Below are 23,303 nucleotides of genomic sequence, written 5' to 3'. Positions count from 1 at the left end.
AAAACCCACTTTTTGTTGCAGCCTAGATAGTTCTCAGCCTCAAGACCTAGTAGAAAATCAATTTCGAGTCCGTTTTAGACAATGTTGTAAATAGGTAACATAAAGGTACAAACGAAAGGAGCTAAAACATATGAAAAAATTTCTTCTATTAACTGGAGGCGTCATTGCAGCATGTGTTGCACTTGCCTTAATTGGACCATTGGCAGGCTTACTATTCTCTGGATTATTTGTAGCACTGGGGATGCATTTCTACATGGGAAGCAAGTCAACATTCGGTAAAATCTTCTGGTTTACAGTTGGACTAATCGGTGTCCTATCAGCGGTATCCAACATTCCTGCAATGATTGGTCTTGCAGCAATCGCTATTATCTACGTCATCTATAAAAAATGGAATGGCGAAGATGTAAAAATCCCTACAATCGAAGGGAAAAAAGAAGAAGATCCGTTTACAAACTTTGAAAAAGAATGGTCAAATTTAACAAAATAAAAGGAGCGAACTTAAATGAATTTATTTCAACGTTTTAGATATACAGTAGAGGCAGACTTACATCAATTATTTGATAAAAAGGAACAAAAAAATCCAATTGCGATGTTAAATCAATACATTCGCGAAGCAGAAAAACAAACAGAACAAACAGGTAAATTACTTGAGCGACAAGGGCAATTAAAAGAAAAACTAGAGCAAGAATATAAGCAAAACGCTGAATTACTGGCTAAACGTGAATCCCAACTGACGTTAGCTCAAACTAGTGGTGAGCAAGATTTAATTGATTTCGCCACGGATGAAGTCACAGCTTACACAGTCCGCAACCATACATTACAAGCGAGTATTGAAGCAAGTACACGCGAATACTTCGAGCTAGAGCGTAAATTCGAAACAATGAAACACAAAATTAAAGACATGAAAGTTCGTCAATTACAGTTAATGGGCAAAGAAAATGTAACACGTGCCCACCATCAAATGGACGGTATGATTGCCAAAAACAATGAAGCAAATTTCGAAGATCTAGAAGCTTATATTGACAAATTGGCTTACCAAATCGACAAAGACCATGAAGTCACTACATTTGAAGCAAGATTCGCTGAATTAGAAAAAAAAGCAGCAGAAGACAGCTCACCACTACTAATTGAAAATAAATAACATGGTATAATATAAAGAAATAAGGGATGCCTCTAAGGAAGCATCCCATTTCTTTGAAGAAAAACAGAAGGATGTCAATTCATCAGTATGAAAGTTTTCTATGCATCAGATTTTTCACATACTTCATCCTTCATATCCTTTGGTATAATAGTTTCTTTTCATTACTGGATAAAGGAATTTACTAAGATGAAAAATAGAAAGTGGTTCCATCATATGATTAAAATATGCCTATTTGCTTTAATTTTTCTTATAATACTTACACTTAGTTTATTAAGTTATCGTTTCATAGTGCAACAGCAAATAAAACAACAAAGTGCTGCCATTATAGAAAATGGAGGTATTAGTGAGTTAAAAGAAATAACAGTCAATGGGGATAAACAATTTATATTAGTGGAAGGGCAAGATAAAGAAAAACCGTTTTGTTTATTCCTCCACGGTGGTCCCGGTGCACCGTTTCCTTATGGTGTAAGTGCTAGAACATTGTTTCCAGAAATAACTGAGAACTGCGTAGCTGTATTTTATGATCAACGTGGTTCTGGTAAAAGTTATAATAAAAACTTATCAATGCAAACAATGAACCTAACTCAATTCACCGAAGATGCTAATCGTATCGTCGATTATATCAGAGTACAATACCAACAAGAAAAGATCTTTGTCATTGGTCAATCATTTGGAACAGTAATTGGTACACACTTAATAGCTCAGTATCCTGAAAAGTTTCATGCTTATTTAGGCATTTCACAATTGACGAATACGATAAAGGGGCAGGAACTTGGTTATGATTGGATAAGAAAGGAAGCCCAAGCTATTAACGATGAGAAAACTCTCAGAATTTTGAAGAATTTAGGTAAGGGACCATATCTTGAAGAAAATGAAGATCAATTTAGCCATCTGATCAATCAATATAAAGGAATGAATTATTTTGATGATACCATAGAAAAGGTTAATCTTTTTGATTTAATTAAAGGGGCTTTTACTTCTCCGGATTATTCTTTGCAAGATATTTATAAAGCATTTATTTCTGGACCCCAATTTAGTCTTATCAAAAGCAAACAATTAAAAAAGGAAATTATTCTTACTAATTTTTTTGAAACTGTACAAAGTATTGATATTCCTGTATACATTATTCAGGGAAAATATGATAAACAGACAAATTATGAATTATCAAAGCAATATTACGAGATTTTAGATGCGCCAAATGGCAAGGAGTTTATTACATTGCAATATTCTGCCCACTATCCAAACAAACTTGATTTCACTTTAATAAATGACACATTAAAAAAAATGCTTGAAAATTACTAAAGCTGTAACTAGTTAGAGAAGTTCGGCTTCTCACATCAATTTTTAGAAAGAAGGGTGACCCTCTTGCAAAATTTCACAACAAATAAGCTCACATTTTGGGTACTATGCTTCTTTTTACTCGTCTTTGTGGAGCTTACAATTTTTAATAATGGTGGCGCCTTCTGTTTATTGATTGGGGCAGTACTTCTTTATTTAAGTTTTTCTAAGAAAGTTCGCTTTTTTAAATGGACTGGTATTTTTTTCATTGCGATTGCTTTATTCACGATGTGGAGCCTTCGTTTATTCATCGTTGTTATGCTCTTATATATGCTTTATCAATACTTACAACGAGAAAATGAACCAAAAGTAGTTGGTGCAGAGCTTTTTAAAAAACTATCTACCACTAAAAATGATTTAATTGGTACAATGCCCGCACCTACAGAGGCATACAAATGGCAAGATGTGCAAATTCAGCGTCTTGCCGGAGATATTACAATTGATACGACTCAAACGATTTTACCGGCTGGCACTAGTCTTATTACTATTCGACAAGGTATCGGTAAAGTTCAAATCTATGTTCCCTATGAAATACCATTCCGTTTACACTATACTACACTATTTGGTGAGCTTAGCTGCTTACATGTTGGCCCACAACGTATATTAAACGAAAGTGTTAGCTTCTCTGATGGAAATCCTGAGGATGCAAAACGCATATTAATTATTCATGTTGCAACATGGCTTGGAGATTTGGAGGTGCTACGTAAATGATTGCCTTTATCTCAAGATTATTTACCTTATTTTTCATTTTAATGAGTGCTACATTCGGGTTACTTGTTGGCGTATGGGGAAATCCTGACAAGAAAACATGGGAGCCTTTATGGCTACAGAATTATAATAATTTTCCTCTTGGCGGGATTATTATTGTCAGCCTTTTTGCTCTGAGCTTCCTCTTTGCCAGCTGGATCAGTATGACCGCTCGTGCCAGAGAGGTTCAAGCAACGCGTATTGTAAAGCAATTAATCGAGCCTGATTTTGTACTTCCTAAAAAGCAAGCCCTTCCGAAACCATTAAAAAAAGCACTTGTTCAAACAAGTGAATTAATAGATACACAACGTAAAAGTTTACAGCGCTTGTCCAATGAACGTGCAGAAGCTCATGACAAGATTATTCAAGAGCGAATCATTGCGGAACGTCAACGACTAGCTAGAGAATTACATGATTCTGTGTCACAGCAATTGTTTGCTGCCTCCATGTTGCTCTCGGCTTTGACTGAAAATGACGAAAATGCGACTAGCCTAAAACAAGTGGAAAAAATTGTTCAACAAGCACAGCTCGAAATGCGTGCATTACTGTTACACTTACGACCTGTTGCACTCCGCAATAAAACGCTTGCGCAAGGCTTAGAGGAATTAATTATTGAGCTTCAGCAAAAAGTTTACTTCCATATTGAATATGAGCTAGAAGAAATGGCATTAACTAAAGCAGAAGAAGATCATCTTTTCCGCATTGCCCAGGAGGCTCTCTCCAATACACTTCGACATGCTAAAGCAAGTGAAGTAGAATTGTTGCTTGTTGCACGCGATGACTTAGCCATTTTACGAATTCAAGATAATGGTTTAGGCTTTGATGTTGAGGCAGATAAATCTACTTCGTACGGCTTGCAAAATATTGCTGAACGAGCAGTTGAAATTGGCTGCACATACAAAATTGTGTCAGTGCCTGAAGAAGGAACAATTGTAGAGGTTAAAATTCCACTACATAAGGAGGAGGTTAATGACGATGATTCAAGTGCTCATAGTGGATGATCATGAAATGGTGCGAATCGGTGTTTCAGCATACTTATCCGCTCAGCCAGATATAACTGTTGTCGGTGAGGCTGAAAACGGGCAAGAAGCTGTTGAGCGTGCCCTTGCCCTAAGACCAGATATTATTTTAATGGATAATGTCATGCCCATTATGACTGGTGCTGAGGCAACAGCAGAAATTTTAGCAGTATGGCCTGAGGCAAAAATCATGATGGTAACTAGTTTTTTAGATGATGACAAAGTCTACCCTGCTTTAGAGGCAGGTGCAGTCAGTTATATCTTAAAAACATCAAATGCTAAACAAATTGCAGATGCAATTCGTAAAACAATGAGTGGCGAAACCGTTTTGGAGCCAGAAGTCACTTCAAAAATGATGCACCGTATGCGCCATGGTAATAGTACAGCACTTTACGAGCAACTTACTGATCGTGAGATGGAAGTATTATTGCTAATGGCAAAGGGCAAAGCCAATCAGGAAATCGCCGACGAGCTATATATTGCCTTAAAAACGGTGAAAACTCATGTCAGCAATATTCTAGCAAAGCTTGAAGTTCAGGATCGCACTCAAGCCGTTGTCTATGCATTCCAGAACGGTCTTGCTAAATAAACTCTACATAAAAAACTGCATGTTCCTATGCAGTTTTTTCATCATTTTAGAGATATTTTAGAAGATCATTTACATGATCAACTATATATGTAGGATGTTCCCGTAGTAAATGCTTCAGCTATTAATTCTACTGCGTTCTTTCTGTCCACGTTCTCTCATCTGCACTTTTAGTCCAGTGTAATCATTAATTGCAAACAGTAAAGAATCGAGCTCTCTACGAGAGCGACGATTAGTTAATTCCCCTCTTATATTTACTGTTAGTTTATCTTTCTTTACAACTTCTGGTTGCATAAGTTTTTTAGTAGTTGTGTTCATTATTTGTGCTAATTGTTCTATTCTTTCAGGTTTTAGAGTTCGCTTTCCTTTCGGTATATATCCCACAAGTGATTTACTAAGAATAATTCGCATCAAAACCGGTACCATTATACATTTTTTTAATATTTTTATTGAAAGTCTTTATGACTAACTTCTAGAATTTTCTTTACGTAATCCCTAATTTCAGGATTCATTAATTGCCTCCCTATTTTAACTTTGCTTTGAATGTAACCCTTATTAAGGACTTTTCCTTCTTCAAAAGCTTTAAAAACACAATCACTAATTTGCTGTTTTACTTTTTTTACTTGTTCTAATTTTTCTTTTGTTTTATACACTTTATATCTGGCGCTTATTAATCGACATTCATCTGGAAAAACCGATCTTAATGATTCATTGCTTTTAAATCCAATTTGTTTAGTTACATCACTTAATTTAAGCTGTGGATACTCTTGGCTATTAATATACTTATACAGTGCAGTTCTTTTTTCTTCAATACTAAGATTGCGCCACCACCGCTGGCTCGTAGAGCATTATTGAATGCGACTGCATCGTTGTTCATATGCTGAAAAAGCCTGCATCGGCAATGTTTGCAGACTACAGGCTTTTTATGACTGAGACAATATTCCTTTAACAAACGATGAGACAATGTACTTGTAGAACTCTTCCTCGGTGACGAGTTGGGACTGATATTGCTGGTGAATCAGCTCGCTCATCTGAAAGCCGTAGCACGTCGAGAGAAAAGACATGGCGGCAAGACGCGCATCCTGTCTGGCTATGATTTTTTTCTTCTGCAATCGTTCAAAATATTCAACCAGCAAAGAGTGCAGCTTCACCGGCGGCTCGGCCAGCACTCTGTCTAATTCAGGAAATATTCCTTTTTCGCGGATGCCAATCAAAATAATATCCGCATTTTTATGGAAAAACAAGCGGTACTGCTGGCTTACATTCAGCAGATCAACTTCCGGATTATCGGTCGCTTCCTCCATTAACAGCTTCTCAAATTGCGGGATATCCGAATGCCTTTCAATGATGGCTTCTAGTATGCCTTGCTTGCTTCCAAAATGCCGGAAAATAGTAGATTCATTGACTGTAGCTTCCGCTGCAATGGCTTTGGTGCTTACTCCCCGATAGCCATTCTTTTTTATGAGCCGTGTCGCGGCTTCAATGATTCTGTCTGAAGTATGCATTGTATTACTCCTTTTGCATATGTTAAACCTATTATACTACAAGTTATACATATGCAATAGGGTTCGGGATTCATCATCTTCGTAAACGTTTATTTAAGGTAAATCGCTTCTTTTTTCCCAGCGACTTGCTTCCGTAATCTTGACATGATCAGGCACCAATTGCGTGAGCGTTCCTAATTTATCCAACGTAATCTGGATTCGGTCAGCGGGTAACAGCCATTGTTCGGTCTCCATTGCGCAGCAATCTTGTATCGTCCCCATTCCTTTAATCGTACCTGGGAGCGGCGTGAAAACTTTGAGAACCTCCTCCATCACTTTTGCAGGGTGCGCGGAATACTCGGATGTGCTTCCCTTCCAGTGCAGTCTCTCTCCGATGCGTACATCCACATCCAGTGCCAGCGGGTTATCAATTTCATCCGGTGTAACCAGAAATGGTCCTATTCCTTTGCTGTAATCAAAATCTTTGCACCGCGTTGGTCCGGTCAACGCCTGAAAATCAGGCCACTGCACATCGCGAGCAGTACTGTCGTTAAAAATAACATAACCAGCAATGCAGTTCCCTTTCCCTGTAACAAAGGCCAGCTCCGGTTCGATATCCAGGTAAGAAGAGTACGATGGCCAATGAATTGTAGCCCCATCGCCAATCAATGCATTATGGTTACACTTGTAATAACTGAAAGTTACTTTATTCGGTTCCTGCTGAAATTTTTAGGCAATTTTTCGTTTGAACTCTTCTCTTTCCGCCCCTGTGTATTCTCTTTGCAGCAGATTTACGCCAGCATTTCTCAGATGTCTTGGCGTCAACCCGAAATCAATAAGCGCAGCCGGGTTCAGAATCGGCGGCAACAGTTTTACCGCTGCAATTGGACAGATTTCATTTTCATTGAATTGATGCGGCTGTCTAACAGCATATTGCATCTGTTCCTTAGCGGCAGCATGGCTTGCCGGCAAATGTTGTAAATAGCTGTCCATACTTTGTAGACTGTCAACGAATGTCCCCTGCTTTTTCATGATTGCGGCAAAAGACACGACAAATATCTCGTTAATGACAAGCCCAAACAAAGGTTCCTTCGAAGTTTTGATGTGAAAGGTTACCAGTTTCATGTTTATAGCGCCTCCATCCATGTAGTGTGATGTTGTTCAGTTATTATCATATTACACAGAGTGAATGCACGCAAGTGCTCGCTTGCTTTTTATTTTCCATTCTCTATAATAAAGATGTAGTCAGTGTGACTAACAAAAAAACATATACGCAAAGGAGAATTATTATGAAGTATAGAAGTATTATCCAAAAACCTCGGGTTAAATTTTTTGAAGTCGCAGATGGCGTCTTTGCCGGTATTTCGCCGTATCGTGGTATCAGTTGGGCCAATGCCGGGTTTATCAACAAAGGTGAAGGTCTGGTGTATGACACGTTCTTCGATTTGTTCCATGCGCGAGAAATGCGAGATGCTTTTAAGGAAGTAAGCAATGGCGGCTCTCCCGCCTATGTGGTGAACTCGCACTATAACAGCGACCATACCTGGGGGAACAAAGTGTTTGAAGAAGCCTGTATTATTATGCACAAGCAAGCGGCCAGGGAGCGTCTTACCGAAAATATCGCATGGATGGATAGCGTCATCAAAAGAGGGAAGAATTCTCCGGAATCGACTCAAGGCGAGAAGTTTTTTGCAGCGGAATTTGAAGGATTCGACCTGGAGGGCGTAGAATGGGTGCATCCGAATATTGAGATAAAGGACGATATCAACATACGTCTTGGCGAAACTGAAGTTATGATTTACAATGTGGCTCCGGCCCACTCTGACAGTGACTTGCTGTTGTGGATGCCAAAAGAAAAAGTGCTGTTCGCCGGCGATGTCGTGTTTAACGGTTGTACGGCATACAGTGAAGAAGGAACCCTCAACTGGATTAAAGTACTTGATCGCATTATCGATGACATTAAACCTGAAATCGTTGTTCCAGGACATGGCGCCATATGCGGCCTGGACTTCGTGAAGGAACAGAGAGACTACCTCCTGAACTTGATCAGTGAGTTCAACAAGCATTACAATGACGAGATTGATTCCTTGTCCTTGACTAAGGAAATCAATATTTCTCGCTTCCTTCATTGGATTCAGCCAGAACGTTTGTATATTACGGTGGATATCCTCTTAAAAAGCAAACGGGGGTTGCCATCTCTTCCAAATTGGAATGAGGTTCCTACAAAACTGGAAGACATGAAAGCTTTTTTATCCGAGAAATATGGAGATCGAATCAAGCCATGGGACCCTATGAGCGTATGGCAAGAATAGCGTATGCATCTGCAGAGGCTATTGGATTCGTACGTCTGGAGATGGCCGTAATGGCCATCTCCGCAGTGAATCGTTGAAACAATGAAAACTTTCGTATTGTTTTATTCGAAACTAAATGGAGAGGTGGAAACATAATGACGGTAAAGCTTTATTTCATGCCAGCTGGTCGTTGTATTTTAGATCAATTTTAACTTCTCCTTTCTAAATAGTTAATAGTTATAATTACATCATAAATTATAGGTGTTATTAAGTTTAAATTCGACATCTCCCACTTGATTTGACTTCGTATAATTAATGTAAATTACATTTTATTCTTCAACTATCCTGCGCCGTCGTTTTAAAAGGTCAACCGGAAAATCTGGTTGACTATTTTTTATTCAATTTATAGATTGATAGTATCCGGAGTAGAACGGACCTGCCCGTGGGACTTGATCCCGCCAACTAAACTGTTCGCCCTCTACTTGTTAACACATGATTAGGCTGGTTGGCGTATAACAGGCGAAGATATGAATGACAAGGTAGATAGAGGTTACTGGTCAATCCACTTTATAAGGAGGAGATAATTTATGAATCCAGTTGTAGTTCTGGATGTCGCAAAAGGTGAAAGTCAGGTTCAAATGTTCTTGGATAAAAAAATGCAGTGCATTTCTTCATAATCTTCCCTTTAGCAGAACGGGAACCATCTAAATGACTGCCTACTACTAGGTCGAAAAATGTTTCTATCTGAAAGTATTGCAATATTTGTTCAGCAAATACTGTTGGCTTTGATGTGGCAATGGCAAGTAAGTATCCCCTTTGCCTTAAATTTGCTAACAACGCTGGAATATGGTGGTACAGTTTATTTTCAAACATCACTTTTTCTGTGAAACGTTCCCGATAATCTATTATTGCTTGCTCTATCTGTGCATCATTAAAGCCATAAATTTCACGAAAAGATACTGCTAACGGCGGTCCTAAAGTCTCAAGCTCATTTAATTCACTCTCTATGATGCCAGCCTTTTGCAATGCGTAATGTACTGATTTCGTTATGCCTATTTTCGGGTCAGATAGTGTTCCATCCAAATCAAACAACACAACGCTATAGTTCTTTATATACTCACCATTCTTTTATACGATTGAAAAAGAACCTTTTTTTATTATATACGTTAATAATTGTAAAAAGGAGATCTTACATGAACAATCGTTTTACTTATCAACACTTTGTCACAAATAATGTTTTTTCCTTACTTGATCCTATTTTTTTCGTACTGCTCTTGTTCTCTATTTTTCTATTTATTATGATCTTTATCAAAAAGATACCCATTTGGTTGTGTGCCCTTTTTTCAAGCTTAACAGTAATTGTATCTGCTCAGCTTCTCTGGTTCTCAGGCATTATTGCTGATGAACTAAATCTGGGAGGTAGTGCAAAGGATTTCATTCTTTTTATTGTTATATGTATTATCCAATGCTTAACATTATGGATGGTTATTATGAAAAACTATAAAAAAGTACCGCAACGCTCAGCAACTTGATAAGTAAGCAGAGTGTTGCGGTATTTTATTAATCAACTTAAAGTGCTTTCACTTTTGCGACTACATTTTCTACTGTGAATCCGTATTTTTCCATTACTACTTCACCCGGTGCTGATGCGCCGAACTTATCGATTGCAAGCACATCACCTTCAAAGCCAGTGTATTTATGCCAGCCGAATGATGCACCCATTTCAATCGCTAGACGCTTTGTCACAGCTTTTGGTAGCACTGATTCTTTGTAAGCAGCGTCTTGTTTTTCAAAGCGGTCCATAGATGGCATTGAAACTACAGCTACATCCAAACCTTCTGCTTTTAAAGCCTTTTGTGCTTCAACAGCAAGTGAAACCTCAGACCCTGTTGCAATTAAAATAGCATCTGCTATTTCTTTTGTAGCAGGAGATACTGTATAAGCACCCTTTGTTACGCCCTCACGCACTGTTTCAATAGAAGCGTCAAGAACAGGTAAGTTTTGACGAGATAAAACTAATACTGTTGGCGTTTTTTCTGATGAAACGGCAAGCTCCCATGCAACTGCTGATTCATTTGCATCTGCAGGACGTACAACAGATAAGTTTGGCATTGCACGTAATGATGCTAGGTGTTCGATTGGTTCATGTGTTGGACCATCTTCCCCTACTGCAATAGAGTCATGTGTAAATACATACGTTACAGGAAGACCCATTAATGCTGAAAGACGAACTGCTGGACGTACATAATCTGAGAATACAAAGAATGTACCACCAAATACATTTAAACCACCGTGAAGAGCCATACCATTCAAAGCAGCACCCATTGCAAATTCACGAACACCAAACCAGATGTTGCGACCAGCATAATCGTCTGCAGAGAAATCACCTGCACCCTTCATCGTTGTTTTATTGGAGCCAGCAAGGTCAGCTGAACCACCGAAGAATGATGGTGTTTTCTTAGCAATGGCATTAATAGCATCACCAGAAGAAGAACGAGTTGCAACAGATTTACCTGACTCATATACTGGCAATTCAGAAGCGAAGTCCGCAGGTAATTCACCATTCATAGCTTTTTCAAATTGAGCAGCTAACTCTGGGAATTCTTGCTTATAAGCAATAAATTTCGCATTCCAAGCTTCTTCAGACTGTGCTCCTTGCACTTCTGCGGCAGCATTAAAAGTATCGTATACTTCAGATGGAATTTGGAATGGCTCGTGTGCCCACTCATAAGAAGCTTTCGTTAATACCACTTCATCAGTACCAAGTGGCGCACCATGAGAATCTGCTTTACCAGATTTATTTGGAGAACCGAAACCAATCACTGTTTTCACTTCAATTAATGTTGGCTTGCCAGTTGATTTTTTCGCTTCTTCAATAGCTGCATTAATCTCATCAACATCTGTACCAGCTGCAACTTTTAAATAGTTCCAACCATAAGATTCGAAACGTTTTTGAACGTTTTCTGAGAATGACTTTTCTAAGTCACCATCTAAAGAAATATCATTTGAATCGTAGAGTACGATTAATTTTTCAAGTTTTAAGTGACCAGCTAATGAAATAGCCTCTGCTGCTACGCCTTCCATTAAGTCACCATCACCACATAGCGCAAATGTATAGTGGTCAACGATGTCATGACCTTGTTTATTGTAGGTAGCTGCTAAATGGCGCTCAGCCATTGCCATACCTACAGTCATGGCAATACCTTGTCCTAAAGGACCAGTTGTTGCCTCTACACCTACAGTATGACCATATTCAGGATGTCCTGGTGTTAATGAATCCCATTGGCGGAAGTTTTGAATTTCTTCCATTGGTAAACCATAGCCTCCAAGATGAAGTAGGCTGTATAGAAGCATGGAACCATGACCAGCTGATAATACAAAACGATCACGATTATACCATTTAGGATTTGCTGGATTATGGCGTAATTGTTTTGTCCAAAGCGTATAGGCCATTGGCGCTGCCCCCATTGGTAAACCTGGGTGACCAGAATTTGCTTTTTCAATAGCATCGATTGACAAAGTTCGGATAGCATTAATTGCTAATAGATCCGCATGTTGAGTCATTATATTGTGACATCCTTTCTCGTCCTATAATTGTTCTTCTACAGTTTAGTCAACATTGCTTTAGAAAACAATGCTTTTGTTATACTATTTGCAATTTCATACATACTTAATTGAATTGTGTCACATTAATTTAGAAATTTATTTTTTTTCGCTTGTCTTACCTTCTCTGGCGTTACATCATTACCTTCTGCATCTACCACTTTTACGTTTTCAATCGTATCACGCATCGTTGCTCTAAATGTATCTAAGTACTCCTTGCGAAGCGCTGTTCGCTCCTTCGCCTCTTCACCTGTTAGTTGTCCGCTTTTTGCTTTAGCAGAAAGTTCATTTATACGGTTAATTTTTTCTTTTGATAACATTGTTACACACCTTTCAGTACCTATCTTATACTACAGTATGCAAAGTATAGCACGGTTTCCCATTAAATGCAGTTATACCAACCCTTATTCAGGCTTTTGAAATAGAAAAAACACATGACTTCCAGATGTTTGAAGTGTATAAGTATTATATAGAAGGGAAAATTTAACTATCTGTGGGAGGAAGTAAATGTGAAAGTGACAACCAAGCGATTACTCATACGAAAATTTCAAGAGCAGGACTGGCAAGCTGTTTATAGCTATACATCAGATAAAGAAGTCATGCATTATATGCCTGAGGGTGTTTTCAATGAAGAGCAGGTGAAAAAGTTTATTACAGAAAATAGCGATGATAAAGCTAAACATTTCGCAATAGTTTTAAATAGTCACCAACAAGTGATTGGCCATATTGTTTTCCATCCTTATTTCGGTGAGCATACTTATGAAATCGGTTGGGTGTTGAATCCAATATATCAAAATCAGGGCTTTGCTTCTGAAGCTGCTCGTGCTGTACTAGACTATGGATTTCGGGAAAAGAAGCTTCATCGAATTATTGCAACTTGTCAGCCCGAAAATATTGCTTCATATAGAGTCATGGAAAAGATCGGAATGCGACGTGAAGGTTTTTTTAAAAAGTGTATACCGCATGGAGAAGAATGGTGGGACGAATACTATTATGCAGTCTTACAGGAGGATTGGAACAATTTATATCAGAAAAGTGAGACAAAAGTAGAATGAAGAAAACAGCATTATCACTTTACCCCCAATTTAGCGAATATGATTTCTATGAAAGATCATTAAATAATGTTTATTACCTTTTGGGCAAAACAAAGGGGTAAATACTGAAAAACATGATCAAAATAATATGAATAAGTTAGGGATAACTCAAGCAGCACTTGCTAAGGAATGTTATGTTGTTAGACAGACGATCCATTATATAGAAAATAATAACTATGATCCGACCCTTGAATTTACTTTTATCATCTACAAAGCTCTAAATAGTCTTTTTGATGAGGGGTATACCTATGGCTAAGTTTCATCCTGATTATACGATTACCATGAAAGATTTTGTAAAGGAGCACTCGATTTTATTACGAAAACAAACGCAAGAAGTTGCCATACCAGTTTCCTTAGAGGACCAACATACATTATTATCTATGCTTCAATATTTGAAGAACAGCCAAGATCCGAATCTAGCAAAAAAATATAAGCTTCGGCCTGGTAGTGGTTTATCTGCAAATCAAATTGGCGTAGATAAAAGAATGTTTGCTGTACTTTTTGAGGATCATGAGCAGAGAAAAGAAATGGTTTTCATCAATCCTAAAATCATCAGTCATTCTTTAAATATGATCTATTTGCCTGAGGGAGAAGGTTGTCTATCTGTAAATCGACCTGTTCATGGTTTTGTACCGAGATATGAACGAATTAAAGTAAAAGCCAATGATTTAGATGGACAAGAATTTGTTGTGCCATTAAAAGGTTATGGTTCTATCGTAGTACAACATGAAATCGATCATTTAAATGGGATTATGTTTTATGACAGAATTAATAAAGATAACCCTTTTCAATTACCAAATAATGTTGTCATCGAAAGCTACTTTTAAAAAAGAAAAAGATTAGCGGGCTCCTTTATTTGCCTGCCAATCTTTCTTGATGTTCTTGGAATCGGCGATGAACAGTCGCCTTACTTACTTCAAATCCTAACCCTCTAAGCGTAATGGAAATCTCTTCAAAGGTAAAACCCCGATTGCGTAGCTTCACGATTTCATCTACAGGCAATTCCTTCCGTTCCTGCCCAAGCGGATTACCGCGATTCGATAAGTTATTTTCAGGACGATAGCCATTTTCAACAGCACGTCGCATACCTCGGCGGATTTTTGCATTATGGATTCTACGCTGATATTCCTCTACAATCGCTAAAATCTCAAGCAGCATCGTGTCCATTTCATTTAATTGGACTGGCCCTGCATCACGCATTGAAAAAACATCTGTTGCTGATTTTTGTAATAAGTGCAAAACAGCCATCCTTGCGTTTCCACGTCCTAAACGAGTTTCATCTTGTACGAAAAGGGCTTTTATTCCCTTCTCTTTGATAAAATCAAGCATTTCCAGTAAGCCATCGCGTTCTACGTCATAACCGCTATGCTTATCTTTAAAAACACCCTTTACTTCATAGCCTTGCTCGCTAGCATAGCGCACTAACTCTTCTTGTTGGCGCTCTAATGAGGAGCTTTGCGTTTCTTTTTCAGTACTTACACGGCAATAGACAACAGCCGTCAATTGGTTATTTTTCATTGTTCATATCTCGCAACTTCAATGGTTTTGATGGGATTGGCTTGATCACTCAAAACTGGAATAACTAGAGATTTTCCAGCCACGATTTTAATATCTGCTAATTCATTTTCTGATTTGACCAGCTTAATCCAATCATCTTTACTCATTTTACCACGGTATTGTTCTGCTAACGACCACAAGCTATCCCCATGTTCGATTTGAATTTCAGCGTAATTAACATCCCCTGGATCAGTGATGTAAAGGTAACCTGCGAATAGTAGACAAGCTCCTAATAAAATAGTGATATGTGTATTTTTCTTTAACCATGTCATAGTTATAACCCCTTTTTAGAATGTTTGTTCGGAATGTATGTTCTCATAATAAAGCGAACAAACGTTTTTGTCAAACACTTTTCGAACCTATGTTTGCATACGTGTTCGCATTCTGTTATACTATCAAATAAGATGAATGATATTAGAAAAAAGAGGTGAGCAATCATGAAAAAAGTATCGAAAAGACAAGAGGACATTTTAGCGTTCATTAAGGAAGAGGTGCGGGCTAAAGGATATCCACCATCAGTACGTGAAATCGGGGAAGCAGTTGGACTTGCTTCAAGTTCAACTGTTCATGGTCATTTGGCTCGATTAGAACAAAAGGGCTTTATTCGTCGAGATCCTACAAAACCACGTGCAATTGAAATTCTAGAGCCTGAAGAATCCATCCAAAAGCAACATGTCATCCATGTACCACTTGTAGGGAAAGTAACAGCTGGTTCTCCTATTACAGCCATTGAAAACATTGAAGAATATTTCCCACTGCCAGATACATATGGCACAAGCGAGGATCAACTATTCATGTTAGAAATTATGGGTGAATCTATGATTGAAGCAGGCATTTTAGATGGGGATTTAGTCATCGTGAAGCAAAAGTCAACGGCCAATAATGGGGATATTGTTGTAGCCATGACAGCTGAAGATGAAGCAACTGTAAAACGCTTCTTTAAGGAAAAAAGTCATTTCCGTTTACAGCCTGAAAATTCATCAATGGAACCTATTATCGTCGATCAAGTTTCCATATTAGGACAAGTTGTAGGTCTTTATCGCCGTGTGCATTAATCATTAAATGAGAGTTTGAGGATTGTGTTCCTTACTGAGCATATATCCTCTTTTTTACGCAAAAAAAGAATCCACAAACTATTGGATTCTTTGTACAATGACCTCTCTAAACCTCTTTCTTAAATTTCAAGCTCGCTTCAATAAAGGCTGCAAATAGCTTTTGTGCATGTGGATCTCCCGCTATAGCTAATTCCTCAGGATGCCACTGAACAGCCAAGCAGAATGGCAATTCTTCATGAACCACTGCTTCGATAATGCCATCACTTGATTTAGCTACTACTTTTAATTTCTCCGCTAACACATTCACCGACTGATGATGAAAAGAATTTACGGCAATCTTCTCTTGTTCCAGAATAATGGCTAATAAATTCTCAGCAATAATCTGTACATAATGGGTAGTTACAGACCTGCTAGATTGTTGCATATGTTTGATCAACTTCGTACTATAATGATCACTATCAATATCTTGATATAACGTACCACCTAACGCAACATTTAATATTTGAATTCCCCGACAAATTCCGAAAAGAGGCATTTTCCGTACAAAAGCGGCTTCAATTAATGCTAACTCAACGGTATCCCTAGCAGGATGAATCTTTCCAAGCTTTGGTGAAGGCTCTGCCCCAAATAGAAAAGGATGGACATCGTAGCCTCCCGATAACAATAAACCATCTGTAAGGGCTAATATTTGTGCAGCGTCTTCCTCTACACCTAACGGAATAATGAGTGGGATCCCTCCCGCCTCAATGATACTTTTGCTGTAAGCAGCATTTAAATGAGCTGACAAATCATCTTCTACAAAGGCTGTAATTCCAATAATCGGCTTCACTTGATTCCCTCCACATAATTGAAGATTAAACAATTACCAAAAACCTAAATACCAATTGATGAGCGGATCACCATAGAAATAAACAATAATAGCGGCTAATGCAATGGATGGACCAAAGGGTATGGGTGTTTTTCGACCCTGCTTACGTTTAGACAAGACAATCATTCCAACAATCATGCCAATAACAGCCGCTAAAAATAACGTTAACAGCGTATGAATAGTACCGAGAACGAGACCAATTAAAAAAAATAATTTAATATCGCCTCCACCCATACCACCTTTCGATAAAACTGCAATACTATATAATATGCCAAAACCAACAAGTGCACCCACAAGACTGTCCCACCAAGGCGTTAATGGTGATAGTACTCGTCCTATGACGAAAAGAGGCAAAAAGAATAGAAGAATCTTATTTGGAATCAACATATAAGCAAAATCTGAAACAACTATAATGACCAATAATGAGATGAACAATAAAGCTACTATATATTCTATGCTCCAGCCTAGCTCCCAATAAGCAAAGGCAAATAATAAACCCGTCAATAATTCTATTGCGGGATAAACCCAAGAAATTTTAAAACCACAGCCCCGACATTTTCCTCTTAAAAATAGATAAGACAGTACCGGCACTAAATCAAGTACCGTTAATCGCCTCTGACAGTTGGTACAATGTGAAGGCGGGTGTACAATAGACTCTTTCCGCGGCACGCGTAATCCAACCACATTATAAAAAGAGCCAAAGACAAGCCCAAATAGAAAAATGATAATTGTATAAGCCATTTCCATATTCATGTCCTCCTAAACCAATAGGCGCCCATACAATAAGTATGGAGCGCCTATTCATGTAATTATTGTTCTTCTTCGTAATAGAACGTCGTTACTTGAACGGTAGCCATTAAAGTAAGATCCGCATTCTTTTCTAGTTGATCCTGTTCCCCAGGTAACTTAATTTCGATTGCATCTGTCTTCATCACACGTTCTAATTGCTCTAGCTCTTGTAAAAAACTTTCAAGAGAATTGAAATCAAGGGCACCAACTTCTAATATAAACGTAATGAGCTTTAAATTCGCTGGTAAAGAATCTTTTGAAAGAGAAGAAATAGGTGTGCTAGGTTTATCGGTATCTTGTCCACCATTGACCTCAGCTTCAGCTTGTTCCACCATATTAAGTTCTTCTGATTGCCTAACAGCTGCCTCATCATTTTGTACAGTTAAACTCTCTATGCGTGTGCCTGCTACTTCCTCGATCTCTGCTAAATCTAAAAGAATTTTTTCAACTGCTCTTGTGGCAGGTAGCTTTTGCCGTAATGATAAAATATTAATAGTAGGCTGCCCCTGTTCTTTGTCTAATTGAGCAAGTTTTTCGTTTATACGAGTAACCTCTTGCTGCACTTGTGATATATGGTTTTCTTTCGCTTTAACTTCATCCAATTTTGGTAATAATAAATAATAATAGAGGGCAAATAAAACAGCCGTTATCAATGCAATTAATAGGATAATAGAAGAATTTTTACTACTCGTTAATTTATTCATGAGCGCCGCCCTCCAGCTAAATACATAAAATCAATGGTCGCTGTAATGGACACTGAATAGCGTGGTACTTCTTTAAACTTTTGTTCAGGCGTTAACTCCCTTTGTACACCCAGTTCTATATCAAAATTAGATACAGTATTAATTTGTGCATCTGTAAAATAACTGCTCATTAAAAGTCGCTCCACATATTTTGAAATATCAGCCATTGTTTCAAAATCCGCTTCAATATTCACCGTATTTTCGCCGAAAATATAGCTACGTAAATAAGCATTAGTAGGTAGTAAAGTTTTGCTTTCATCAATCAATGGTGTTACTGGGTAGGACACACTTTGAATAAAGGACACAGATTTCTCTATTGACCCTTGATCGATAGTTTGTCTTGTATCTAATTCCTGCTGCAATTGTTCAAGCTGTGTCGTTAATGTTTGTTCCTCTGCGGCTAAATGTGTCAAATTACTTTTTGAAGTAAAAAATAAAAAAAGTAAGTAAGCCACAATAAGAGCAACTAGGACCATCAACAAACTATAAAAAAGCTTAGGAGAGGCTGTTTTCTTCTCAAGTTGTGGTAAGAGGTTTATATCCGGAACCATTAATGAACCTCCTTTAACGCTAAGCCGAGCAATGTTGAATAGTCTTTCTTAAAATTAGGAAAGGACTTTTCGATTTTTGTGCTATCGACAACCATTAACGGTGTTTCTAAATTAGAGGCTATCAAGGTCCCTATTGATTTCAGCAATGGATTATCACCAAGCATGATGATTTCATCCACTGTCTTTTCTCCTTTATGTAAAGAAAATTTAAAGAAATTCATCATGCGATCAATCTCTAAAACTTGATCCATAACAACCATTTGATAAACTTCTGTTTCACCCTCATAGATAAACTGATAGCTAAACTCATCATCTTTTCTGCCATGCCATTGTGTCATATCTGTTTCAATTGATTGGTAACGTAAAAACTCAATTTGCCCATTGGAAAAAATACTAATCGAGAGTTCGTTGATGGACCATTCGGCTATTAGATACGTTTTATCGGGCATTAATAACGACATGTACTCCAATAACCGAATATTGCATAATGCACGAATATCAGCCGCTTCAGGATCTAACGAAACATCTAACAGCATACCTACCATTTTCGTAATTTCCTCAGAAGGGGCAGCAAATAATATTGCCTTGCCATCCTCCTCATCGGCATCATAAACATCAATTAGCGGATCCTGAAATGGTAAATGTATGGAGTGGCCAAGCTCCATTTCTGCATATCCACGTAATTCCTGAGGCTTCACATCTTTAGGATGCTCAAAATTTTTTAATAACACAGTCGTATCTGGCACAAACATACGGACAGGCTGTTTCTTCCCTGTCCATCTCACAACTTGCTCCTTTATGATCTCAAAAAGAGCAACTTCATCTACAATTGTTCCATTTTCAACGATGCCAGCTGCTAAAGGATATTCATAACCTTGCCACTGATGAGGTTCCGGTCCTTTCGCCACAATCGCACGCAGCACATAATCCTTTAGTTCAATCGAAACATGCGACTTTCTCTTTCTCTTAAACATGTGAAAAGACCTCCTTTTGCTATTCAGTACAAATGATAATTAGTCATCCATTTCCCAAACAGAAACGCAAGAAATTATGCGTTTCTGTTTAAGTTGGGAGGACCGATTATGGCGTTGTTGGATTTGTCTTTGGTGTACCGCCTGCTTTTGTTAGGTTTTTATTTAAATTAGCTTCTGTAATAGTATTGGAAGTAATATTATCTTTAAAATCATCTAATTTTATGGCACCTAATCTGGAGTACGTTATTTTCCATTCTTTTTCGTTATACTCTACTTGATCGTTAGTCGCTAACTCAATGCCATCTACAAAATCTTTTAATTCCTCAGCACTACATACATTATCACTTTCTCCACAAGCCCCATCAATATAAGCAATCTTCGCCCCAGCAAGGATATTTGACGCTTCAGCTAAAATCGCACGGTCCTTCGACTTATTAATAATATTCCCAATTGCTGGTACAGCAATGGCTGCAATAATTGCCAGGATAACAATGACAGCTAATAGTTCCACCAATGTTAAACCTTTTTCATTTTTCAATAGTTTATTATTTTTCCATTTTTTAAACATAGTGTTTCCTCCTCAATAGTTTTATATGAAGTGTGTTAACACGAGCTTCTGAAAATTACGGCGAATCTACACAATCTCGCCCAATACATATGCCACCATATCCTTGATTGCCTTTGCGATTATCATCTGCAATATGCTCGATGGTTGCATTATCAAAATTAATATACTTTCCATTGTTATAATAAATTGCATGTGCATTAAAATAGTAGTTGCCATCGATAAATTGGACATTGGCATTCTGACCTTCTTTGTCTGCCTCCAATATTTTACCTGCACTATCTAAATAACCTTCCGATACTAAGTCTTTCACATAGACTATTTGCCATTGATCGGCGGTTTGATGTTCCATAAAATAAAATTGTGCGCCATGAATAACATGGAGTGTATCCGCCTTTAATGCCTTATAACGTGAATTATCAATGGTATTACTTATTGCTGGAACTGCTATTGCTGCAACTACAGCAAGAATAACAATGACTGCTAAAAGTTCGATTGATGTCAAGCCTTTTTCGTTCTTTAGCACATTCCCCATGTCCGGTCTCTCCTTTAATCCCTAACCATGAATAGCTACCTACTTTCCACTCTTATTATTAGCATCTTCCAAGTAGATAATTTCCATAAAGCGGAAGACAGACATTAATTTCTATCACATATTTTCATATAATTGGAACATTGGTAAAAATATCGCCGCTACAATAACCCCTACAACTAGAGCAAGTACCACGATCATTAAAGGCTCAATAAGTGATTTCATGGTATCGACGGCACGATTTACTTCTTCTTCATAAAAATCAGCAATCTTTTCAAGCATATAATCCAATGATCCGGTTTTTTCACCTATAGATGTCATTTGTGTAACAAGTGGCGGAAATAGCCAGCTTTTTTCAAGCGGCTCTGATAAAGTACCACCCTTTTCTAAATTATCCCGAGCCTCCAATACCACTTTTCCAAGAACCGGATTTCCACCAACTTTTTCGACAATCGTTAAAGCTTGTAAAATCGGGACAGAACTACTGAAAAGGGTTGATAATGTTCTTGTCATTCTGGCAATGACATCCTTTTGCAAAAGTTGGCCGAAGATTGGCATACGAAGTAAAAAAACGTTTACTGTATAATGAAATTCTTTATTATTTTTATAGAAAAAGTGTGCGCCCACTACTAGCACTACTAAGGCTAAAACCACAACATACCAAAATCGAATCAACCAATCACTGATACCTACGACAATCACTGTAATTAATGGCATTTCTAAATCCATCTCTTTAAACGCATCCATGAAGGTTGGCACAATAAAAACCATTAAAAACATGCCCACCACCAATGTTAAAAGAGATAGTATCGCCGGGTACGTCATGGCCGATTGTATTTTTTTCTTGATGTTGTACTGCTTTTCAAGCGTACCTGCCAGTCGATCTAGCGTGTCGTCGACGTTACCTGTGGCCTCTCCTGCGCGCATCATATTGACAAATAGCAATGGAAATACTTTGGGGTGCTTCCCAGTTGCATCCGAAAAGGCCATCCCACTTCGAATATCCTCTTCAACTTGCATCAAAGCTCGCTTTAATGGCTTACTGCGTGTCTGCTCACACAAAATATGGGTCGCTTCTACAACAGAAACACCAGCACGAATTAATGTTGCATATTGCCGACAATAAATGACAAACTCTTGGTGCTTTACTTTTGTTCCAAAGGCAATATCTTTATGTAAAATGCTATTTGATTCTTGCAGTTCTCGCGCATTAATTCCCTGTGCACGAAGCTTTTCCATGGCAACCTTTTTATTCGGTGCCTCCATAATTCCTTTTTTAGGCGCACCTGTTTTAGTACGACCACTATACCGAAATACCGTCAACTATAATCACCAGCATTCATATATGGACGAGCATCCTCTAGCGAAATCTTGCCAGTAGCAATCAAATGCTGCATCGAAGATTCTAAAGTGTGCATGCCTAAAGCTTTACTTGTCTGCATCACACTTGGAATTTGGTGTATTTTTTCATTACGAATTAAATTCGAAATAGCAGATGCCTGTACTAATATTTCTGTTGCAGCAATGCGCCCTTCAACATCTTTACGTACAAATAAACGTTGAGAAATAATGCCTTGCAAAACATTTGCAAGCTGTACTCTAATTTGACCTTGCTGATGTGGCGGAAAGACATCAATAATACGGTCAATCGTCGTAGGTGCACTACTTGTATGAAGTGTTGCCATCACCAAATGTCCTGTTTCAGCTGCTGTGATAGCCGTAGAAATCGTTTCATAATCTCGCATTTCCCCTACTAAAATAATGTCGGGATCCTGACGTAATGAAGCACGTAAACCATTAGCGAAACTCTTGGTATCGACTCCAACTTCACGTTGATTGATAATCGATTTCTTATGCGTATGCAAATATTCAATAGGATCCTCTAACGTAATAATATGTTTCGACCGTGTTTCGTTGATATAATCAATCATTGCCGCTAAAGTAGTTGATTTACCAGAGCCAGTTGGACCAGTAACTAAAATTAAGCCTTGTGGTTTCTCCGCAAGTTTATATAACACTTGTGGCATATTAAGCGCTTCAATAGAAGGAATTTTTGCCTCGATTAAACGCGCTGCAATCGTCACTTCATTACGCTGATGATACGCATTTACACGAAATCGACATTTCCCGGGCAATGAAAAGTTAAAGTCTGTTTCTCCTCTTTCTTCAAATTCCTGCTGTTTATGGACAGGAAGAATGATTTTCACCATTTCTTTTAAATCTTCGGTTTCCAATGGGTCTGCACCATATTGTTCCAGCTGCCCATGGATACGATATACTGGTGGAATGCCTTTTGTTAAATGAAGATCTGATGCCTTTTTTTCAAATGCACGTGTTAATAATTCAACAATTGAATATGCTGTCAT

The 23,303-nt window shown here is 38.0% G+C and carries 29 protein-coding genes and 1 pseudogene; 12 read left to right on the top strand and 18 right to left on the bottom strand.

What is annotated here, in order from left to right:
* Positions 1-130: 130 nt before the first annotated feature.
* From AO843_RS16925 to AO843_RS16900, 6 genes are all read left to right on the top strand, one after another.
* Complete coding sequence (locus AO843_RS16925) at positions 131-487, top strand: lmo0954 family membrane protein (protein WP_054612267.1); 357 nt, start codon at positions 131-133, stop codon at positions 485-487.
* Positions 488-502: 15 nt separating this feature from the next.
* Positions 503-1,141 (top strand): PspA/IM30 family protein, encoded by a 639-nt coding sequence (locus tag AO843_RS16920; RefSeq protein ID WP_054612266.1) that lies wholly within the window; start codon positions 503-505, stop codon positions 1,139-1,141.
* Positions 1,142-1,327: 186 nt separating this feature from the next.
* Entirely contained in the window at positions 1,328-2,443 is a 1,116-nt protein-coding gene (locus AO843_RS16915) for an alpha/beta fold hydrolase (protein ID WP_054612265.1), read from the top strand.
* Positions 2,444-2,506: 63 nt separating this feature from the next.
* Positions 2,507-3,190, top strand: coding sequence for a cell wall-active antibiotics response protein LiaF (liaF, locus tag AO843_RS16910; RefSeq protein WP_054612264.1), 684 nt, complete (start codon positions 2,507-2,509; stop codon positions 3,188-3,190).
* Positions 3,187-4,227, top strand: a complete 1,041-nt coding sequence (locus AO843_RS16905) for a sensor histidine kinase (protein ID WP_054612263.1) — start codon at positions 3,187-3,189, stop codon at positions 4,225-4,227. Before liaF ends, AO843_RS16905 begins: the two co-directional genes overlap by 4 nt.
* Positions 4,202-4,834: a response regulator transcription factor gene (locus AO843_RS16900; protein ID WP_054612262.1), complete on the top strand. Its 633-nt coding sequence runs from the start codon at positions 4,202-4,204 to the stop codon at positions 4,832-4,834. Before AO843_RS16905 ends, AO843_RS16900 begins: the two co-directional genes overlap by 26 nt.
* Before the next feature lie 443 nt (positions 4,835-5,277).
* On the opposite strand, the gene AO843_RS16890 is transcribed toward AO843_RS16900, so the two are convergent.
* From AO843_RS16890 to AO843_RS25195, 4 genes and pseudogenes are all read right to left on the bottom strand, one after another.
* A complete protein-coding gene (locus tag AO843_RS16890; protein ID WP_054612260.1) occupies positions 5,278-5,484 on the bottom strand; it encodes a hypothetical protein in 207 nt (68 codons plus the stop codon).
* Between the two features lie 270 nt (positions 5,485-5,754).
* Positions 5,755-6,336: a TetR/AcrR family transcriptional regulator gene (locus AO843_RS16885; protein ID WP_054612259.1), complete on the bottom strand. Its 582-nt coding sequence runs from the start codon at positions 6,334-6,336 to the stop codon at positions 5,755-5,757.
* Between the two features lie 93 nt (positions 6,337-6,429).
* Positions 6,430-7,005: pseudogene (locus tag AO843_RS25200) on the bottom strand (fumarylacetoacetate hydrolase family protein); the annotation flags it as partial.
* A gap of 39 nt (positions 7,006-7,044) precedes the next feature.
* A complete protein-coding gene (locus AO843_RS25195) occupies positions 7,045-7,440 on the bottom strand; it encodes a hypothetical protein (RefSeq protein WP_231630186.1) in 396 nt (131 codons plus the stop codon).
* Between the two features lie 164 nt (positions 7,441-7,604).
* On the opposite strand from AO843_RS25195, the gene AO843_RS16875 reads away from it, so the two are divergent.
* Complete coding sequence (locus AO843_RS16875) at positions 7,605-8,627, top strand: MBL fold metallo-hydrolase (RefSeq protein WP_054612258.1); 1,023 nt, start codon at positions 7,605-7,607, stop codon at positions 8,625-8,627.
* 564 nt (positions 8,628-9,191) lie between these two features.
* On the opposite strand, the gene AO843_RS16870 is transcribed toward AO843_RS16875, so the two are convergent.
* Positions 9,192-9,701, bottom strand: coding sequence for an HAD hydrolase-like protein (locus AO843_RS16870; RefSeq protein WP_231630185.1), 510 nt, complete (start codon positions 9,699-9,701; stop codon positions 9,192-9,194).
* Positions 9,702-9,799: 98 nt separating this feature from the next.
* On the opposite strand from AO843_RS16870, the gene AO843_RS16865 reads away from it, so the two are divergent.
* Entirely contained in the window at positions 9,800-10,138 is a 339-nt protein-coding gene (locus AO843_RS16865; RefSeq protein WP_054612257.1) for a hypothetical protein, read from the top strand.
* Between the two features lie 37 nt (positions 10,139-10,175).
* On the opposite strand, the gene tkt is transcribed toward AO843_RS16865, so the two are convergent.
* Together tkt and AO843_RS16855 are read right to left on the bottom strand one after the other, a co-directional pair.
* The gene (gene tkt / locus AO843_RS16860) at positions 10,176-12,170 is read right to left on the bottom strand and encodes a transketolase (protein WP_054612256.1); all 1,995 of its coding nucleotides are present in this window, start codon (positions 12,168-12,170) and stop codon (positions 10,176-10,178) included.
* A gap of 125 nt (positions 12,171-12,295) precedes the next feature.
* On the bottom strand, positions 12,296-12,529 hold the full coding sequence (locus AO843_RS16855; RefSeq protein WP_054612255.1) for a DUF896 domain-containing protein: 234 nt from the start codon (positions 12,527-12,529) through the stop codon (positions 12,296-12,298).
* Between the two features lie 189 nt (positions 12,530-12,718).
* Here AO843_RS16855 and AO843_RS16850 point away from each other — a divergent pair, with 189 nt between their 5' ends.
* The 3 genes from AO843_RS16850 (at position 12,719) to def (ending at position 14,130) form a co-directional block, all read left to right on the top strand.
* Complete coding sequence (locus AO843_RS16850) at positions 12,719-13,264, top strand: GNAT family N-acetyltransferase (RefSeq protein WP_054612254.1); 546 nt, start codon at positions 12,719-12,721, stop codon at positions 13,262-13,264.
* Positions 13,265-13,391: 127 nt separating this feature from the next.
* Entirely contained in the window at positions 13,392-13,559 is a 168-nt protein-coding gene (locus AO843_RS16845; protein WP_054612253.1) for a helix-turn-helix transcriptional regulator, read from the top strand.
* Positions 13,552-14,130 carry a peptide deformylase gene (gene def / locus AO843_RS16840; RefSeq protein ID WP_054612252.1) on the top strand — a complete coding sequence of 193 codons (579 nt, stop codon included), beginning with the start codon at positions 13,552-13,554 and terminating at the stop codon, positions 14,128-14,130. Before AO843_RS16845 ends, def begins: the two co-directional genes overlap by 8 nt.
* 25 nt (positions 14,131-14,155) lie before the next feature.
* Here the strand turns inward: def and AO843_RS16835 are convergent, their stop codons facing one another.
* Together AO843_RS16835 and AO843_RS16830 are read right to left on the bottom strand one after the other, a co-directional pair.
* The gene (locus tag AO843_RS16835; RefSeq protein WP_054612251.1) at positions 14,156-14,821 is read right to left on the bottom strand and encodes a YneB family resolvase-like protein; all 666 of its coding nucleotides are present in this window, start codon (positions 14,819-14,821) and stop codon (positions 14,156-14,158) included.
* Positions 14,818-15,132 (bottom strand): cell division suppressor protein YneA, encoded by a 315-nt coding sequence (locus AO843_RS16830; protein WP_054612250.1) that lies wholly within the window; start codon positions 15,130-15,132, stop codon positions 14,818-14,820. The genes AO843_RS16835 and AO843_RS16830 overlap by 4 nt, the downstream gene beginning before the upstream one ends.
* Before the next feature lie 165 nt (positions 15,133-15,297).
* On the opposite strand from AO843_RS16830, the gene lexA reads away from it, so the two are divergent.
* A complete protein-coding gene (gene lexA, locus AO843_RS16825) occupies positions 15,298-15,915 on the top strand; it encodes a transcriptional repressor LexA (RefSeq protein WP_054612249.1) in 618 nt (205 codons plus the stop codon).
* A gap of 106 nt (positions 15,916-16,021) precedes the next feature.
* Here lexA and AO843_RS16820 read toward each other — a convergent pair whose 3' ends face one another.
* From AO843_RS16820 to AO843_RS16780, 9 genes are all read right to left on the bottom strand, one after another.
* Entirely contained in the window at positions 16,022-16,744 is a 723-nt protein-coding gene (locus AO843_RS16820; protein WP_054612248.1) for a gamma-glutamyl-gamma-aminobutyrate hydrolase family protein, read from the bottom strand.
* Between the two features lie 33 nt (positions 16,745-16,777).
* Complete coding sequence (locus AO843_RS16815) at positions 16,778-17,530, bottom strand: prepilin peptidase (RefSeq protein ID WP_054612247.1); 753 nt, start codon at positions 17,528-17,530, stop codon at positions 16,778-16,780.
* 62 nt (positions 17,531-17,592) lie between these two features.
* Positions 17,593-18,276, bottom strand: coding sequence for a hypothetical protein (locus AO843_RS16810; RefSeq protein ID WP_054612246.1), 684 nt, complete (start codon positions 18,274-18,276; stop codon positions 17,593-17,595).
* The gene (locus AO843_RS16805) at positions 18,273-18,866 is read right to left on the bottom strand and encodes a PilN domain-containing protein (protein ID WP_054612245.1); all 594 of its coding nucleotides are present in this window, start codon (positions 18,864-18,866) and stop codon (positions 18,273-18,275) included. Before AO843_RS16805 ends, AO843_RS16810 begins: the two co-directional genes overlap by 4 nt.
* Positions 18,866-19,840, bottom strand: coding sequence for a type IV pilus biogenesis protein PilM (pilM, locus tag AO843_RS16800; RefSeq protein ID WP_054612244.1), 975 nt, complete (start codon positions 19,838-19,840; stop codon positions 18,866-18,868). The genes AO843_RS16805 and pilM overlap by 1 nt, the downstream gene beginning before the upstream one ends.
* Before the next feature lie 106 nt (positions 19,841-19,946).
* Positions 19,947-20,408 (bottom strand): prepilin-type N-terminal cleavage/methylation domain-containing protein, encoded by a 462-nt coding sequence (locus AO843_RS16795; RefSeq protein ID WP_054612243.1) that lies wholly within the window; start codon positions 20,406-20,408, stop codon positions 19,947-19,949.
* Between the two features lie 55 nt (positions 20,409-20,463).
* On the bottom strand, positions 20,464-20,940 hold the full coding sequence (locus tag AO843_RS16790; protein ID WP_054612242.1) for a hypothetical protein: 477 nt from the start codon (positions 20,938-20,940) through the stop codon (positions 20,464-20,466).
* A gap of 114 nt (positions 20,941-21,054) precedes the next feature.
* A complete protein-coding gene (locus AO843_RS16785) occupies positions 21,055-22,260 on the bottom strand; it encodes a type II secretion system F family protein (protein WP_082389504.1) in 1,206 nt (401 codons plus the stop codon).
* Positions 22,257-23,303, bottom strand: a complete 1,047-nt coding sequence (locus AO843_RS16780; protein WP_054612241.1) for a type IV pilus twitching motility protein PilT — start codon at positions 23,301-23,303, stop codon at positions 22,257-22,259. Before AO843_RS16780 ends, AO843_RS16785 begins: the two co-directional genes overlap by 4 nt.

Origin of the sequence: Lysinibacillus sp. ZYM-1, assembly GCF_001308875.1 — a bacterium.
GTDB lineage: Bacteria > Bacillota > Bacilli > Bacillales_A > Planococcaceae > Lysinibacillus.
This window is presented reverse-complemented; position numbering and strand designations above follow the sequence as displayed.

Coding starts and splice junctions, on each gene's coding strand:
- AO843_RS16925 (WP_054612267.1), top strand. CDS start 131: ATGAAAAAATTTCTTCTATTAACTGGAGGCGTCATTGCAGCATGTGTT.
- AO843_RS16920 (WP_054612266.1), top strand. CDS start 503: ATGAATTTATTTCAACGTTTTAGATATACAGTAGAGGCAGACTTACAT.
- AO843_RS16915 (WP_054612265.1), top strand. CDS start 1,328: ATGAAAAATAGAAAGTGGTTCCATCATATGATTAAAATATGCCTATTT.
- AO843_RS16905 (WP_054612263.1), top strand. CDS start 3,187: ATGATTGCCTTTATCTCAAGATTATTTACCTTATTTTTCATTTTAATG.
- AO843_RS16900 (WP_054612262.1), top strand. CDS start 4,202: ATGATTCAAGTGCTCATAGTGGATGATCATGAAATGGTGCGAATCGGT.
- AO843_RS16885 (WP_054612259.1), bottom strand. CDS start 6,336: ATGCATACTTCAGACAGAATCATTGAAGCCGCGACACGGCTCATAAAA.
- AO843_RS25195 (WP_231630186.1), bottom strand. CDS start 7,440: ATGAAACTGGTAACCTTTCACATCAAAACTTCGAAGGAACCTTTGTTT.
- AO843_RS16875 (WP_054612258.1), top strand. CDS start 7,605: ATGAAGTATAGAAGTATTATCCAAAAACCTCGGGTTAAATTTTTTGAA.
- AO843_RS16865 (WP_054612257.1), top strand. CDS start 9,800: ATGAACAATCGTTTTACTTATCAACACTTTGTCACAAATAATGTTTTT.
- tkt (WP_054612256.1), bottom strand. CDS start 12,170: ATGACTCAACATGCGGATCTATTAGCAATTAATGCTATCCGAACTTTG.
- AO843_RS16855 (WP_054612255.1), bottom strand. CDS start 12,529: ATGTTATCAAAAGAAAAAATTAACCGTATAAATGAACTTTCTGCTAAA.
- AO843_RS16845 (WP_054612253.1), top strand. CDS start 13,392: ATGAATAAGTTAGGGATAACTCAAGCAGCACTTGCTAAGGAATGTTAT.
- def (WP_054612252.1), top strand. CDS start 13,552: ATGGCTAAGTTTCATCCTGATTATACGATTACCATGAAAGATTTTGTA.
- AO843_RS16835 (WP_054612251.1), bottom strand. CDS start 14,821: ATGAAAAATAACCAATTGACGGCTGTTGTCTATTGCCGTGTAAGTACT.
- AO843_RS16830 (WP_054612250.1), bottom strand. CDS start 15,132: ATGACATGGTTAAAGAAAAATACACATATCACTATTTTATTAGGAGCT.
- lexA (WP_054612249.1), top strand. CDS start 15,298: ATGAAAAAAGTATCGAAAAGACAAGAGGACATTTTAGCGTTCATTAAG.
- AO843_RS16815 (WP_054612247.1), bottom strand. CDS start 17,530: ATGGAAATGGCTTATACAATTATCATTTTTCTATTTGGGCTTGTCTTT.
- AO843_RS16810 (WP_054612246.1), bottom strand. CDS start 18,276: ATGAATAAATTAACGAGTAGTAAAAATTCTTCTATTATCCTATTAATT.
- AO843_RS16805 (WP_054612245.1), bottom strand. CDS start 18,866: ATGGTTCCGGATATAAACCTCTTACCACAACTTGAGAAGAAAACAGCC.
- pilM (WP_054612244.1), bottom strand. CDS start 19,840: ATGTTTAAGAGAAAGAGAAAGTCGCATGTTTCGATTGAACTAAAGGAT.
- AO843_RS16795 (WP_054612243.1), bottom strand. CDS start 20,408: ATGTTTAAAAAATGGAAAAATAATAAACTATTGAAAAATGAAAAAGGT.
- AO843_RS16790 (WP_054612242.1), bottom strand. CDS start 20,940: ATGGGGAATGTGCTAAAGAACGAAAAAGGCTTGACATCAATCGAACTT.
- AO843_RS16780 (WP_054612241.1), bottom strand. CDS start 23,303: ATGACAGCATATTCAATTGTTGAATTATTAACACGTGCATTTGAAAAA.